Source organism: Agrobacterium sp. 22-223-1 (genome assembly GCF_053522385.1).
Genome location: NZ_JBNWCN010000001.1, coordinates 1,932,098 through 1,945,963, shown reverse-complemented (window position 1 = coordinate 1,945,963; position 13,866 = coordinate 1,932,098). Strand labels below are relative to the sequence as shown.

Sequence of the window (13,866 nt, the reverse complement as noted above, 5' to 3'; positions counted from 1 at the left end):
CCGAATTTTGAAGATTATTCCCGTCAAGGGACAAGAATGGAGAGCCACTAATGGCAAAGAGCAAGTTTGAGCGCAATAAGCCGCACGTCAACATTGGCACGATCGGTCACGTTGACCATGGCAAGACGTCGCTGACGGCAGCGATCACGAAGTTCTTCGGCGAATTCAAGGCGTATGACCAGATCGACGCCGCGCCTGAAGAAAAGGCCCGTGGTATCACGATTTCGACGGCACACGTTGAATACGAAACGCCTGCCCGTCACTATGCGCACGTCGACTGCCCCGGCCACGCCGACTACGTGAAGAACATGATCACCGGTGCTGCCCAGATGGACGGCGCGATCCTGGTTTGCTCGGCTGCTGACGGCCCGATGCCGCAGACCCGCGAGCACATCCTGCTTGCCCGTCAGGTTGGCGTTCCGGCGATCGTCGTGTTCCTCAACAAGGTCGACCAGGTTGACGACGCCGAGCTTCTCGAGCTCGTCGAGCTTGAAGTTCGCGAACTTCTGTCGTCCTACGACTTCCCGGGCGACGATATCCCGATCATCAAGGGTTCGGCACTTGCCGCTCTTGAAGATTCCGACAAGAAGATCGGTGAAGACGCGATCCGCGAGCTGATGGCTGCGGTTGACGCCTACATCCCGACGCCTGAGCGTCCGATCGACCAGCCGTTCCTGATGCCGATCGAAGACGTGTTCTCGATCTCCGGCCGTGGTACGGTTGTGACGGGTCGCGTTGAGCGCGGTATCGTCAAGGTTGGTGAAGAAGTCGAAATCGTCGGCATCCGTCCGACCTCGAAGACGACGGTTACCGGCGTTGAAATGTTCCGCAAGCTGCTCGACCAGGGCCAGGCCGGCGACAACATCGGCGCACTGGTTCGCGGTGTTAACCGTGACGGCGTCGAGCGTGGTCAGATCCTGTGCAAGCCGGGTTCGGTTAAGCCGCACAAGAAGTTCAAGGCTGAAGCCTACATCCTGACGAAGGAAGAAGGCGGCCGTCATACGCCGTTCTTCACGAACTACCGTCCGCAGTTCTACTTCCGCACGACGGACGTAACGGGCATCGTTACGCTTCCGGAAGGCACGGAAATGGTTATGCCTGGCGACAACGTGACCGTTGACGTCGAGCTGATCGTTCCGATCGCGATGGAAGAAAAGCTGCGCTTCGCTATCCGCGAAGGCGGCCGTACCGTCGGCGCCGGCATCGTCGCTTCGATCGTCGAGTAATTTCGACCTTTGAAATTCAGACTGGCGGCGGTGTGAACAACACCGCCGCCGGACTTTTGGTAAAAAGCCTAGCGGCGTTGCATTTTTAGTGCTTGAAAAATTCGGTGAAAGCGCGTAAACGCGCACTCACACTCACCGCTGGATTCGCAAGCGATTGCGAAACGCGGTGTTTTAGCAATACAGACAACTGAAATGATTGGGGTGCGACAGCGCATTTCTCTCGATTTTTGAAAATCTGCGGCGCCACGATCAATAGAAGTTCATGTGTTTCCGCGTGCGGAAACGAATAACAAAGAACAAGGACAAGACGAATGAACGGCCAGAATATCCGTATCCGCCTCAAGGCGTTCGATCACCGGATCCTCGATGCCTCTACCCGTGAAATCGTGTCGACCGCAAAGCGCACCGGCGCCAGCGTTCGCGGCCCGGTTCCGCTTCCCACCCGCATCGAAAAGTTTACCGTCAACCGCTCTCCTCACGTTGATAAGAAGAGCCGTGAACAGTTCGAAATGCGGACGCACAAGCGTCTTCTCGATATCGTTGACCCCACCCCGCAGACTGTCGATGCTCTGATGAAGCTCGACCTCGCTGCTGGCGTTGACGTGGAAATCAAGCTCTAAGACCCGGCCCGATCCATCCAAGGTGAGGGCTGAAATAACAAGGAAGGTACGTGGAGTAATCCAACGACTTCCAAACCGGAGACCGGAAACATCGTGAGATGTCGAAGGGCACTCCTTAACAAAGGCCAGAGAGGGTTTTCCCTTCAAGGCTCGCAAGAGGATGAACCAATGCGTTCAGGTGTGATTGCACAGAAAGTGGGTATGACACGCGTCTATAACGACGCAGGTGAACATATCCCCGTAACAGTATTGCGACTGGATAACGTACAAGTCGTTGCCCAGCGCACGGAAGACAAGAATGGCTATACCGCAGTTCAGCTCGGTGCCGGCCAGTCCAAGGTCAAGAACACGACGAAGGCGCTTCGCGGTCATTTTGCCGCTGCCAATGTCGAACCGAAAGCCAAGCTCGTCGAGTTCCGGGTTTCCCCCGAGAACCTGATCGACATCGGTGCAACACTGACCGCAAATCATTTTCAGTCCGGCCAGCTGGTCGACGTCACTGGAACCACGATCGGTAAAGGTTTTGCCGGTGCTATGAAGCGTCACAACTTCGGTGGTGGCCGCGCTTCGCACGGTAACTCCGTATCGCACCGTGCACACGGTTCGACCGGTAACAACCAGGATCCGGGCCGCGTCTGGAAGGGCAAGCGCATGGCTGGTCATATGGGCCAGACGCGCGTTACGACCCAGAACCTCGAAGTCGTTTCGACCGATGAAGACCGTGGCCTCATCCTCGTGAAGGGTGCAGTTCCCGGCTCGAAGGGTTCCTGGATCATCGTCCGCGACGCCGTCAAGTCGGCTGCGAAGTAAGGGAGCCTTATCATGGAATTGAACGTCAAGACCCTCGAGGGAAAAGACGCCGGCAAGGTTTCTCTGTCGGATGAGATCTTCGGCCTCGACCCCCGCCAGGACATCCTGGCCCGCATGGTTCGCTGGCAGCTTGCAAAGAAGCAGCAGGGAACCCACAAGTCCAAGAACCGGTCGGAAGTTTCCCGCACCGGCGCGAAGATGTACAAGCAGAAGGGTACGGGCCGCGCTCGTCACCATTCGGCTCGCGCACCGCAGTTCCGCGGCGGCGGCAAGGCCCACGGCCCGGTCGTTCGCAGCCATGCACACGATCTTCCCAAGAAGGTTCGTGCGCTCGCTCTGCGTCACGCCCTGTCTGCAAAGCTGAAGGCTGAAGAACTGATCATCGTCGATCAGCTCGTCGCGTCCGAAGCAAAGACCAAGGCTCTGCTGGGCAGCTTCGCTTCGCTTGGCCTGACCAACGCTCTCGTTATCGGCGGCGCCGAACTTGATGGCAACTTCAAGCTCGCCGCTCAGAACATCCCGAACGTGGACGTTCTGCCGGTTCAGGGCATCAATGTTTACGACATCCTGCGCCGTGGCAAGCTGGTGCTTTCCAAGGCTGCTGTAGAGGCTCTGGAGGAGCGGTTCAAATGACGGATCTTCGCCACTACGATGTGATCGTATCTCCTTCGATCACGGAAAAGTCGACGCTGGTATCCGAACAGAACCAGGTCGTATTCAACGTCGCCAAGAATGCTTCCAAGCCTGAAATCAAGGCTGCCGTGGAAGCTCTCTTCGGCGTCAAAGTCACGGCTGTGAACACGCTTATCCGCAAGGGTAAGACCCGTCGTTTCCGTGGATTCGCCGGTAAGCTGAAGGACGTCAAGAAAGCCGTCGTCACGCTCGCCGAAGGTCAATCCATCGACGTGTCCACCGGACTCTAAAGGTTAGGCCCAAGCGGGCAAAGACCCAAAAGGGAACAAGAAAATGGCATTGAAAAGTTTCAATCCGACCACGCCGAGCCAGCGCCAGCTGGTTATCGTGGACCGCGCTTCGCTCTACAAGGGCAAGCCGGTAAAGGCTCTCACCCAGGGCCTCAGCTCCAAGGGTGGCCGTAACAACCAGGGCCGGATCACCGTCCGTTTCCAGGGTGGCGGTCACAAGCGGACCTACCGTCTGGTTGACTTCAAGCGTCGCAAGTTCGACGTAGAAGGCACCGTTGAGCGTCTGGAATACGACCCCAACCGCACCGCGTTCATCGCGCTGGTTACGTATACCGACGGCGAACAGGCTTACATTCTCGCGCCACAGCGTCTCGCTGCCGGTGACAAGGTGATCGCCTCCGACAAGGCAGTGGACGTGAAGCCCGGTAACACCATGCCGCTTCAGTACATTCCGGTCGGTTCGATCATCCACAACGTCGAGATGAAGCCGGGCAAGGGCGGTCAGATCGCTCGCTCCGCCGGTACGTATGTCCAGCTCGTCGGCCGCGATGCCGGCATGGCCATCCTGCGTCTCAACTCGGGCGAACAGCGTCTGGTGCACGGCTCCTGCCTCGCATCGATCGGTGCTGTTTCGAACTCGGACCACGCCAACATCAACGACGGCAAGGCCGGTCGTTCCCGTTGGCGCGGCAAGCGTCCGCACGTTCGCGGCGTCGTCATGAACCCGGTCGACCACCCGCACGGTGGTGGTGAAGGTCGCACGTCGGGTGGTCGCCACCCGGTTACTCCGTGGGGCAAGCCCACGAAGGGCAAGCGCACCCGTTCGAACAAGTCGACCGACAAGTTCATCATGCGCTCGCGCCATCAGCGTAAGAAGTAAGAGAGGTAGTCACTAATGGCTCGTTCAGTATGGAAAGGTCCGTTTGTTGACGGCTATCTTCTCACCAAGGCTGAGAAGGTGCGCGAGAGCGGACGTAACGAAGTAATCAAGATCTGGAGCCGTCGCTCCACGATCCTGCCGCAGTTCGTTGGTCTGACCTTCGGCGTCTACAACGGCAGCAAGCATGTGCCCGTCTCCGTCAACGAAGACATGGTCGGACACAAGTTCGGTGAATTCTCTCCGACCCGTACCTACTACGGTCACGGCGCGGACAAGAAGGCAAAGAGGAAGTAATCATGGCGAAGGCTAAGACCGAACGCCGGCTGAAGGACAACGAGGCTCAGGCCGTTGCCCGTACGCTCCGCGTCAGCCCCCAGAAACTGAACCTGGTTGCCGCTCTTATCCGTGGCAAGAAGGTTGATCGCGCTCTCGCCGAGCTCGAATTCTCCCGCAAGCGCATTGCAGGCACCGTCAAGAAGACGCTGGAATCTGCAATTGCCAATGCGGAAAACAACCACGACCTCGACGTCGACGCTCTCGTCGTCGCCGAGGCCTATGTTGGCAAGTCCATCACCATGAAGCGTTTCCACGCTCGTGGCCGTGGTCGTGCTTCCCGCATCGAAAAGCCGTTCGCTCACCTCACGATCGTTGTTCGTGAAGTCGAGGAAAAAGGGGAGGCCGCATAATGGGTCAGAAAATCAATCCGATCGGCTTCCGCCTCGGCATCAACCGTACCTGGGATAGCCGCTGGTACGCTGACACCGCAGAATACGGCAAGCTGCTGCATGAAGACCTGAAGATCCGGGCTTACCTGATCAAGGAACTCAAGCAGGCCGGTATCGCCAAGGTCGTCATCGAGCGTCCGCACAAGAAGTGCCGCGTTACGATCCACTCGGCTCGTCCGGGTCTGATCATCGGCAAGAAGGGTGCGGACATCGAGAAGCTTCGCAAGAAGCTTTCCGAAATGACCAACTCCGAAACGCACCTCAACATCGTTGAAGTGCGCAAGCCGGAAATCGACGCGACGCTGGTTGCCCAGTCGATCGCTCAGCAGCTCGAGCGCCGCGTGGCTTTCCGCCGTGCGATGAAGCGTGCTGTTCAGTCCGCAATGCGTCTTGGCGCCGAAGGCATCAAGATCACCTGCGGCGGCCGTCTCGGCGGTGCAGAAATCGCTCGTACCGAATGGTACCGCGAAGGTCGCGTTCCGCTGCACACGCTGCGTGCGGACATCGACTACGGCACGGCTGAAGCTGAAACCGCATTCGGCATTTGCGGCATCAAGGTCTGGATCTTCAAGGGCGAAATCCTTGAGCACGATCCGATGGCTTCTGAGCGTCGCGGTCTCGAAGGCGACGCACAGGGCCCTGCAAGCCGTGAGCGTGGCGATCGTCCTGATCGTCGTCGCGAAAACGCTTGATTGACGCTGGCGAAAGATAAGCTCGGAGAAGTAAGAAAATGTTGCAGCCAAAGCGTACTAAGTACCGTAAGCAGTTCAAGGGACGCATCAAGGGCGTCGCCAAGGGCGGCTTTGACCTGGCATTCGGTGAATTCGGCTTGAAGTCGCAGGAACCGAACCGCGTGAATGCACGCGAGATCGAAGCGGCCCGCCGCGCGATCACGCGTTACATGAAGCGCGCAGGTCGCGTGTGGATCCGCGTATTCCCCGACGTTCCGGTCACGGCAAAGCCGACCGAAGTTCGTATGGGTAAGGGCAAGGGTTCGGTCGATTACTGGGCATGCAAGGTCAAGCCCGGTCGTATGATGTTCGAGATCGACGGTGTGTCCGAGGAGATCGCCCGTGAGGCGCTTCGTCTCGGCGCTGCCAAGCTCTCGGTCAAGACGCGCTTCGTACAGCGCATCGCAGAGTAAGGAGCAAGGCACATGAAAGCCGATGAAGTTCGCGGCCTCAGCGCCGACCAGCTCAAGGACAAGCTCGCCGATCTGAAGAAGGAGCAGTTCAACCTGCGCTTCCAGAAGGCAACTGGTCAGCTGGAGAAGTCCTCGCGCATCAACGAAGTCCGCAAGGATATCGCCCGCGTTAAAACCATTGCCCGCCAGAAGGCGGCAGAAGCCAAGGCCTAAGGAAGAATAATATGCCGAAACGCATTCTGCAGGGCGTCGTAGTGTCCGACAAGAACGAGAAGACTGTCGTAGTCCGGGTTGAGCGCCGATTCGCTCACCCGCTGCTTCAGAAGACCGTTCGTCGTTCGAAGAAGTACAAGGCACACGACGAAAACAATCAGTATAAGGTCGGCGATGTCGTTTCCATCGAGGAATGCGCACCGATCTCCAAGGACAAGCGCTGGACGGTCGTTTCCGCCCAGGCTTAATTTCATCAGAATCGCGCCAGGTGTCTTGCACTTGGCGCGAATTCCTGTATGAAGCACCGCAAGGACGCTCGTGAATCGAGCGTCTTTTGCTTTGATGCGCACGGAAGGTCCTTCGGGAAACCACCCTGTCACGACATTTCCGCGCAAAAAAAGAGATATTCATAAGCTGGGGCAGGGGGCTTACTCGGGAGAGTTTGCCCAACCGTTCCGGTAACAACAAGAAGGCGACCTGACATGATTCAGATGCAAACAAACCTCGACGTGGCGGATAATTCCGGCGCACGTCGTGTCATGTGCATCAAGGTGCTGGGCGGCTCGAAGCGCAAATATGCTTCTGTTGGCGACATTATTGTCGTTTCCATCAAGGAAGCTATTCCGCGCGGCCGCGTCAAGAAGGGCGACGTGATGAAGGCGGTTGTCGTGCGCACCGCCAAGGACATCCGCCGCGCTGACGGCAGCGTCATCCGTTTCGATAACAACGCAGCCGTTCTTATCGACAACAAGAAAGAGCCCATCGGCACCCGTATCTTCGGACCGGTTCCGCGCGAACTTCGCGCCAAGAACCACATGAAGATCATCTCGCTGGCTCCGGAAGTACTGTAAGGAGCGAATGCGATGCAGAAGATTCGTAAAGGCGACAAGGTTGTCGTATTGACCGGTAAGGACAAGGGTCGTACCGGCGAAGTAATCCAGGTTTTGCCGAAGGAAGATCGGGCCGTTGTGCGTGGCGTTAACATGGTGAAGCGTCACCAGCGCCAGACCCAGGCCCAGGAAGCCGGCATCATCAACAAGGAAGCATCCTTGCACATCTCCAACATCGCCATCGTCGACAAGGATGGCAAGCCGACCCGCGTTGGCTTCTCGGTTGTGGATGGCAAGAAGGTCCGCGTGGCCAAGCGTTCGGGAGAAGTGATCGATGGCTGATAAGTACGAGCCGCGTCTCAAGACGGAATACGTTTCCCGTATCCGTGGCGCCATGCAGGAGAAGTTCTCCTACGCCAACGTGATGATGATCCCGAAGCTTGAAAAGATCGTGATCAACATGGGTGTTGGCGAGGCGACTGCCGACTCCAAGAAGCCCACCATCGCTGCCGGTGACCTGGCTGCGATCGCCGGCCAGAAGCCGGTCGTTACCCGCGCTCGCAACTCGATCGCAGGTTTCAAGGTTCGCGAAGGCATGCCGATCGGTGCGAAGGTTACCCTTCGTGGCGCCCGCATGTACGAATTCCTTGATCGTCTGGTCAACATCGCGCTTCCGCGCGTTCGCGACTTCCGGGGCCTGAACCCGAAGAGCTTTGACGGCCGTGGCAACTTCGCCATGGGCATCAAGGAACACATTGTGTTCCCTGAGATCAACTACGATAAGGTTGATCAGATGTGGGGCATGGACATCATCGTTTGCACGACGGCGACGTCGGACGACGAAGCTCGGGCTCTGCTGACAGAGTTCAACTTCCCGTTCCGTCACTAACCGTAACGACGAGCGTAGAAAAGGAACTCCGATATGGCGAAAACAAGCGCAGTTGAAAAGAACAAGCGCCGCCGCAAGTCGGTCGCCCAGCAGGCCGCCAAGCGCGCCGCACTGAAGGCGATCGTGATGAACCAGTCCCTTCCGATTGAAGACCGGTTCAAGGCCACTCTGAAGCTCGCTTCGCTGCCGCGTGACGGCTCGAAGACGCGTATCCGCAACCGCTGCGAAGTAACGGGCCGTCCGCGCGCGTTCTATCGCAAGCTCAAGATGTCGCGTATCGCGCTTCGTGAGCTGGGCAATTCCGGCAAGGTGCCGGGCATTGTCAAGTCGAGCTGGTAAGGAGACGGGCACATGACCATGACTGATCCTTTGGGTGATATGCTCACCCGCATCCGCAATGGTGCTGCTCGCCGCAAGTCTTCGGTAAGCACGCCGGCTTCCAGCCTCCGCGCACGCGTTCTCGACGTGCTGCAGGCTGAAGGCTACATTCGCGGTTATTCCAAGGTCGATTTCGAAAACGGCAAGTCCGAATTCACGATCGAGCTGAAGTACTACGAAGGCGCGTCCGTGATCCGTGAGATCGGCCGCGTTTCCAAGCCGGGCCGCCGGGTTTATGTCTCGGTAAAGTCCATTCCGCAGGTCGCGAACGGCCTCGGCATCACCATCCTTTCGACCCCGAAGGGCGTGATGGCCGATCACCAGGCTCGCGAACAGAACGTTGGTGGCGAGGTTCTTTGCTCGGTCTTCTAAGACTGGGCAAGGATCTCCATAACGAACAGACAGGATTGAATAATGTCTCGTATCGGTAAAAAGCCCGTTCCGGTTCCAGCAGGTGTGACGGCCAATGTCGACGGCCAGAAGGTTACTGCTAAGGGCCCGAAGGGTGAACTGTTTTTCGTCGCTAACGACGACATTCAGCTGAAACTCGAAGATAACGGCGTTTCCGTAACGCCGGCTAACGGCACCAAGGAAGCTCGTTCGAAGTGGGGCATGTCCCGCACGATGATCGAGAACATCTTCAAGGGTGTTAAGGACGGCTATGAGCGCAAGCTCGAGATCAACGGCGTCGGTTACCGTGCCGCCATGCAGGGCAAGAACCTGCAGCTGGCTCTCGGCTTCTCCCACGACGTTGTTTACGAGCCGCCGGTCGGCATCACCATTGCCGTTCCGAAGCCGACGGAAATCATCGTTTCCGGCATCAACAAGCAGCAGGTTGGCCAGGTAGCCGCGGAAATCCGCGAATACCGCGGTCCCGAGCCCTACAAGGGCAAGGGTGTGAAGTACGCTGAAGAGCGTATTGTCCGCAAAGAAGGCAAGAAGAAGTAAGGATCACGCGAAATGGCTAGCAGGAAAGAAGCACTTGCACGTCGCGCGAGCCGTGTGCGCCGCCAGATCAAGGCGGTTGCCAACGGCCGCCCGCGCCTGTCGGTTCATCGCTCGTCGAAGAACATCTACGCCCAGATCATCGATGACGTTGCTGGCAAGACGCTTGCGTCTGCCTCCACGCTCGAAGCCGATCTGCGCGGCTCGCTCAAGACCGGCGCCGACGTTGCAGCAGCAACTGTCGTAGGCAAGCTGGTTGCCGAGCGTGGCGTCAAGGCTGGCGTCAAGGATGTCGTATTCGACCGTGGCGCGTTCATCTACCACGGCCGCATCAAGGCTCTGGCAGACGCTGCCCGCGAAGGCGGCCTGAACTTCTGATTTTTTTCCGCCCGGACAACGATCCGGGCGGAATTTCACCGGACCATGCGGATCTCTTCATCGGGACCGCTGGTCTTTTCGTTTGCCGTTCCACCCGCAAAAGAAAAAGGACAAGGACAATGGCACAGGATAAAAGAGGTTCCCGCGAAGAGCGTCAGAACCGCGAAGAGCGCGATAGCGAATTCGTCGACAAGCTGGTCGCGATCAACCGCGTTGCAAAGGTTGTTAAGGGTGGCCGTCGCTTCGGCTTCGCCGCTCTCGTCGTCGTTGGCGACCAGAAGGGCCGCGTCGGCTTCGGTCACGGCAAGGCTCGTGAAGTTCCGGAAGCGATCCGCAAGGCAACCGAAAGCGCAAAGCGCGATCTGATCTTCGTTCCGCTGCGCGATGGCCGCACGCTGCACCACGACGTCAATGGCCGTCACGGCGCAGGCAAGGTTCTGCTGCGTTCGGCCAAGGCCGGTACCGGTATCATCGCCGGTGGTCCGATGCGCGCCGTTTTCGAAACGCTCGGCGTTCATGACGTTGTTGCCAAGTCGACCGGTTCTTCGAACCCGTACAACATGGTTCGCGCTACGTTCGACGCTCTGAAGCATCAGGTTCATCCGAAGGACATCGCTGCACAGCGCGGTCTGAAGTATGCGACCCTTCAGGCTCGTCGTGCCGCTTCCGGCAACGCTTCTGAAGAATAAGGAGCTGGATCATGGCCAAGAAGACTACTGAAGCCAAGAAGACTGTTACGGTCGAACAGATCGGCAGCCCCATTCGCCGCCCGGCAATCCAGCGCCAGACGCTGATCGGCCTGGGTCTCAACAAGATGCATCGTCAGCGCACCCTGGAAGACACTCCGGCGGTTCGCGGCATGATCCGTGCGGTCCAGCATCTCGTTCGCGTCGTTGACGAGAAGTGAGACGGAGTAACCTATCATGAAACTCAATGAAATCAGAGACAACGAAGGCGCCTCCAAGGACCGTATCCGCGTAGGTCGCGGTATCGGTTCCGGCAAGGGCAAGACCGGTGGTCGCGGTGTGAAGGGCCAGAAGGCTCGTTCGGGCGTCGCCATCAACGGTTTCGAAGGCGGTCAGATGCCCATCTACCGTCGTCTGCCGAAGCGCGGTTTCAACAACATCTTCGCTTCCGAATATGTTGTCGTATCGCTCGGCCGCATTCAGACCGCCATCGACGCCAAGAAGCTTGACGCTTCCGCAACGATCGATGCCGCTGCTCTCAAGGCTGCCGGCGTTATCCGCCGCGCCAAGGACGGCGTACGCATTCTCGCCGACGGCGAGCTGAAGGCCAAGGTCGCTTTCGAAGTTGCCGGCGCTTCCAAGCCCGCAATCGAAAAGATCGAAAAGGCTGGCGGTTCGATCAAGCTTCTCGCAGTTGCAGCAGAAGCCGCCGAGTAATATATAGACTTCAGACGCCCGGGGCTCGTCGCTCCGGGCGTTTGCGCTCCCTGGCCTATGGTGCTTTCGATCTAAATCGATTTATAGAGCATCAGGGCAATCTCTTCGCGGTGTGCTTCCACGGCCCCGCTTGCGGCAGAAAGTGCTGCAGGGAGAGCCTCACAGTTCTTGAACTTCCGTAGGGGAGGGGATAGGACATAAAAAACAGGGTGAGGCATGATGGCGGCTCAGAGCCGCGTTTGTCCGAAGCCCGGTTTTGACCAGTATCTTTTAGACCTTTCCGCATCGGCCGGTTGCGCTGGCTGGCAAGGGTCATTCGGAGAAATTTATGGCTTCAGCAGCGGAACAACTGGCTTCGAACCTGAATTTTTCGACCTTCGCTAAGGCGGAGGATCTGAAAAAGCGTCTCTGGTTTACTCTTGCCGCACTTCTCGTCTACCGTCTCGGCACCCACATTCCGCTTCCGGGCCTGAACCCCGAAGCCTATGCGCAGGCCTTCCGTGGCCAGGCCAACGGTATTCTCGGTCTTTTCAACATGTTTGCGGGTGGCGCCGTCGAGCGCATGGCGATCTTCGCGCTCGGCATCATGCCTTACATCTCCGCTTCGATCATCGTGCAGCTCATGACCTCGGTCGTGCCCTCGCTCGAAGCGTTGAAGAAGGAAGGCGAAGCCGGCCGCAAGATCATCAACCAGTATACGCGCTACGGTACGGTGCTGCTCGGCACGCTGCAGGCCTATGGCATTGCGGTCGGCCTCGAAAGCGGCAACGGCCTCGTGGTCGATCCGGGCTGGTTCTTCCGCATTTCCACCGTCATCACGCTGCTCGGCGGCACGATGTTCCTGATGTGGCTGGGTGAGCAGATCACCTCGCGCGGTATCGGCAACGGTATTTCGCTGATCATCTTCGCGGGCATCGCCGCAGGCCTGCCCAAGGCGCTGGCCGGCACGCTGGAACTCGGCCGCACCGGTGCGCTTTCGACCCCGCTCATCCTGATGGTTGTCGTGGTCGCCATCGGTGTCATCGCTCTTATCGTCTTCGTGGAGCGCGCCCAGCGCCGTCTGCTCATTCAATATCCGAAGCGACAGGTCGGCAACCGGATGTTCCAGGGCGATACTTCGCATCTGCCGCTGAAGCTCAACACGGCCGGCGTCATTCCCGCGATCTTCGCATCGTCGCTGCTGCTGCTGCCGGCAACGGCTGCGGGTTTTGCCGGCAACACCAACCTGCCGGGCTGGGCAACTTCGATCATCGCGTCGCTGCAGCACGGACAGCCGCTGTTCATGGCGCTCTACGGCCTGCTGATCGCGTTCTTCGCGTTTTTCTATACGGCGATCGTCTTCAATCCGAAGGACACCGCAGATAACCTCAAGAAGCATGGTGGCTTCATTCCGGGCATCCGTCCGGGCGAGCGCACCGCGGAGTACATCGATTACGTCCTGACCCGCATCACCGTGGTCGGCGCGATTTATCTTGTCTTCGTCTGTATCCTTCCTGAGACACTTATCGCACGCACGGGCATTCCATTAGCCCTTGGTGGTACTTCGCTTTTGATCGTTGTCAGTGTAACTCTGGACACGGTTGCGCAAATTCAGGGCCACCTGATCGCGCAGCAGTATGAAGGGCTGATCAAGAAGTCGAAGTTGCGTGGAGGAAAGAGGGGACGATGAGACTGATATTTTTGGGTCCGCCGGGTGCGGGCAAGGGAACCCAGGCCAAGCGGCTGACGGACAAGTACGGGATCCCGCAGCTTTCCACCGGTGACATGCTTCGCGCTGCGGTCAGCGCGGGCACCGAAATCGGCAAACGCGCCAAGGCCGTCATGGACGCCGGCGGGCTTGTTTCCGACGATATCGTCAATCAGATCGTTTCCGAACGCATCGAAGCACCGGACTGTGCCAAGGGCTTTATTCTCGACGGCTATCCGCGCACCGTTCCGCAGGCCAAGGCGCTTGCCGAGAACATGCGCAAGAAGAATCTGGTCCTCGATGCCGTCATCGAACTCAAGGTGGACGAAGAGGCGTTGATTCGCCGAATCGAAAACCGCGTGGCTGAAACCATTGCCGCCGGCGGTACGGTTCGCTCGGATGACAATCCGGAAGCGTTCCGCAAGCGCCTGACGGAATATCGCGAGAAGACCGCGCCGCTGTCCGCCTATTACAGCGAACAGGGCGAGCTCGTGACGCTGGATGGCATGGCTGACGTCGATGCCGTCACCGAGGCTATCGAGCGCGTTCTCGAGAAAGCCTCCGCCTGATCGACGGAGCGGATGGGCGAGGCTGTTGCGCTCTTGCCCATATCTCGCTTCCGCATGGCGGCAGATCCTTTGGATCGTAAAAGAATCTTGGCGGAGCCGGTTGCTTTTTTGCGCTGATTCCGTTAAACACCGCGCCAACTCGCGACATCCCAAGCGACTGGCGCGGATTTCCCTAAGGGAAGGGAGATCCGGGTTCGGTCGTTTTGACTTGTCACGGACACCAATTTGAACTGGCGGTCTTGTCGG

At 58.4% G+C, this 13,866-nt stretch carries 24 protein-coding genes; all 24 read left to right on the top strand.

Translation table 11 applies throughout. The features are described from left to right. Positions 1–50: 50 nt before the first annotated feature. Positions 51–1,226, top strand: a complete 1,176-nt coding sequence (tuf, locus tag ACQZ60_RS09695) for an elongation factor Tu (protein WP_003525183.1) — start codon at positions 51–53, stop codon at positions 1,224–1,226. A 311-nt stretch (positions 1,227–1,537) separates the two neighbouring features. Then, positions 1,538–1,846, top strand: a complete 309-nt coding sequence (rpsJ, locus tag ACQZ60_RS09690; RefSeq protein ID WP_003507767.1) for a 30S ribosomal protein S10 — start codon at positions 1,538–1,540, stop codon at positions 1,844–1,846. A gap of 168 nt (positions 1,847–2,014) precedes the next feature. Then, a complete protein-coding gene (gene rplC, locus ACQZ60_RS09685) occupies positions 2,015–2,656 on the top strand; it encodes a 50S ribosomal protein L3 (RefSeq protein WP_003507769.1) in 642 nt (213 codons plus the stop codon). Between the two features lie 12 nt (positions 2,657–2,668). After that, complete coding sequence (gene rplD, locus ACQZ60_RS09680; RefSeq protein WP_003495173.1) at positions 2,669–3,289, top strand: 50S ribosomal protein L4; 621 nt, start codon at positions 2,669–2,671, stop codon at positions 3,287–3,289. Next, positions 3,286–3,579: a 50S ribosomal protein L23 gene (locus ACQZ60_RS09675; protein ID WP_003521003.1), complete on the top strand. Its 294-nt coding sequence runs from the start codon at positions 3,286–3,288 to the stop codon at positions 3,577–3,579. Before rplD ends, ACQZ60_RS09675 begins: the two co-directional genes overlap by 4 nt. A 43-nt stretch (positions 3,580–3,622) precedes the next feature. Next, entirely contained in the window at positions 3,623–4,459 is an 837-nt protein-coding gene (gene rplB / locus ACQZ60_RS09670) for a 50S ribosomal protein L2 (protein ID WP_003521004.1), read from the top strand. A 15-nt stretch (positions 4,460–4,474) separates the two neighbouring features. Next, positions 4,475–4,753, top strand: coding sequence for a 30S ribosomal protein S19 (rpsS, locus tag ACQZ60_RS09665; protein ID WP_003507772.1), 279 nt, complete (start codon positions 4,475–4,477; stop codon positions 4,751–4,753). Between the two features lie 2 nt (positions 4,754–4,755). After that, positions 4,756–5,145 (top strand): 50S ribosomal protein L22, encoded by a 390-nt coding sequence (gene rplV / locus ACQZ60_RS09660; protein ID WP_003521005.1) that lies wholly within the window; start codon positions 4,756–4,758, stop codon positions 5,143–5,145. Beyond that, positions 5,145–5,876 (top strand): 30S ribosomal protein S3, encoded by a 732-nt coding sequence (gene rpsC / locus ACQZ60_RS09655; protein WP_003495188.1) that lies wholly within the window; start codon positions 5,145–5,147, stop codon positions 5,874–5,876. The genes rplV and rpsC overlap by 1 nt, the downstream gene beginning before the upstream one ends. 38 nt (positions 5,877–5,914) lie before the next feature. Beyond that, entirely contained in the window at positions 5,915–6,328 is a 414-nt protein-coding gene (gene rplP / locus ACQZ60_RS09650; protein WP_003495190.1) for a 50S ribosomal protein L16, read from the top strand. A gap of 12 nt (positions 6,329–6,340) precedes the next feature. Continuing rightward, on the top strand, positions 6,341–6,541 hold the full coding sequence (gene rpmC, locus ACQZ60_RS09645) for a 50S ribosomal protein L29 (RefSeq protein ID WP_003495193.1): 201 nt from the start codon (positions 6,341–6,343) through the stop codon (positions 6,539–6,541). Between the two features lie 11 nt (positions 6,542–6,552). After that, on the top strand, positions 6,553–6,789 hold the full coding sequence (rpsQ, locus tag ACQZ60_RS09640; protein WP_003495195.1) for a 30S ribosomal protein S17: 237 nt from the start codon (positions 6,553–6,555) through the stop codon (positions 6,787–6,789). A gap of 234 nt (positions 6,790–7,023) precedes the next feature. After that, positions 7,024–7,392, top strand: a complete 369-nt coding sequence (rplN, locus tag ACQZ60_RS09635) for a 50S ribosomal protein L14 (protein ID WP_003495199.1) — start codon at positions 7,024–7,026, stop codon at positions 7,390–7,392. A gap of 12 nt (positions 7,393–7,404) precedes the next feature. Further along, complete coding sequence (rplX, locus tag ACQZ60_RS09630; RefSeq protein ID WP_003521006.1) at positions 7,405–7,713, top strand: 50S ribosomal protein L24; 309 nt, start codon at positions 7,405–7,407, stop codon at positions 7,711–7,713. Continuing rightward, positions 7,706–8,260 (top strand): 50S ribosomal protein L5, encoded by a 555-nt coding sequence (gene rplE, locus ACQZ60_RS09625; protein WP_003495201.1) that lies wholly within the window; start codon positions 7,706–7,708, stop codon positions 8,258–8,260. Before rplX ends, rplE begins: the two co-directional genes overlap by 8 nt. Before the next feature lie 33 nt (positions 8,261–8,293). Continuing rightward, entirely contained in the window at positions 8,294–8,599 is a 306-nt protein-coding gene (gene rpsN / locus ACQZ60_RS09620; RefSeq protein ID WP_003507785.1) for a 30S ribosomal protein S14, read from the top strand. Between the two features lie 12 nt (positions 8,600–8,611). Further along, positions 8,612–9,010, top strand: coding sequence for a 30S ribosomal protein S8 (gene rpsH / locus ACQZ60_RS09615; protein ID WP_003521007.1), 399 nt, complete (start codon positions 8,612–8,614; stop codon positions 9,008–9,010). Between the two features lie 42 nt (positions 9,011–9,052). Continuing rightward, complete coding sequence (gene rplF / locus ACQZ60_RS09610) at positions 9,053–9,586, top strand: 50S ribosomal protein L6 (RefSeq protein ID WP_003495204.1); 534 nt, start codon at positions 9,053–9,055, stop codon at positions 9,584–9,586. A 12-nt stretch (positions 9,587–9,598) separates the two neighbouring features. Continuing rightward, a complete protein-coding gene (gene rplR, locus ACQZ60_RS09605) occupies positions 9,599–9,961 on the top strand; it encodes a 50S ribosomal protein L18 (RefSeq protein WP_003521008.1) in 363 nt (120 codons plus the stop codon). Between the two features lie 119 nt (positions 9,962–10,080). After that, positions 10,081–10,650 carry a 30S ribosomal protein S5 gene (rpsE, locus tag ACQZ60_RS09600; protein ID WP_004442585.1) on the top strand — a complete coding sequence of 190 codons (570 nt, stop codon included), beginning with the start codon at positions 10,081–10,083 and terminating at the stop codon, positions 10,648–10,650. Between the two features lie 11 nt (positions 10,651–10,661). Then, complete coding sequence (gene rpmD / locus ACQZ60_RS09595) at positions 10,662–10,868, top strand: 50S ribosomal protein L30 (protein WP_020812287.1); 207 nt, start codon at positions 10,662–10,664, stop codon at positions 10,866–10,868. A 16-nt stretch (positions 10,869–10,884) separates the two neighbouring features. Further along, a complete protein-coding gene (rplO, locus tag ACQZ60_RS09590; protein ID WP_003521009.1) occupies positions 10,885–11,364 on the top strand; it encodes a 50S ribosomal protein L15 in 480 nt (159 codons plus the stop codon). 328 nt (positions 11,365–11,692) lie between these two features. Then, the gene (gene secY, locus ACQZ60_RS09585; RefSeq protein ID WP_448735145.1) at positions 11,693–13,033 is read left to right on the top strand and encodes a preprotein translocase subunit SecY; all 1,341 of its coding nucleotides are present in this window, start codon (positions 11,693–11,695) and stop codon (positions 13,031–13,033) included. Beyond that, a complete protein-coding gene (locus tag ACQZ60_RS09580; protein WP_003521011.1) occupies positions 13,030–13,620 on the top strand; it encodes an adenylate kinase in 591 nt (196 codons plus the stop codon). Before secY ends, ACQZ60_RS09580 begins: the two co-directional genes overlap by 4 nt. Positions 13,621–13,866 lie beyond the last annotated feature (246 nt).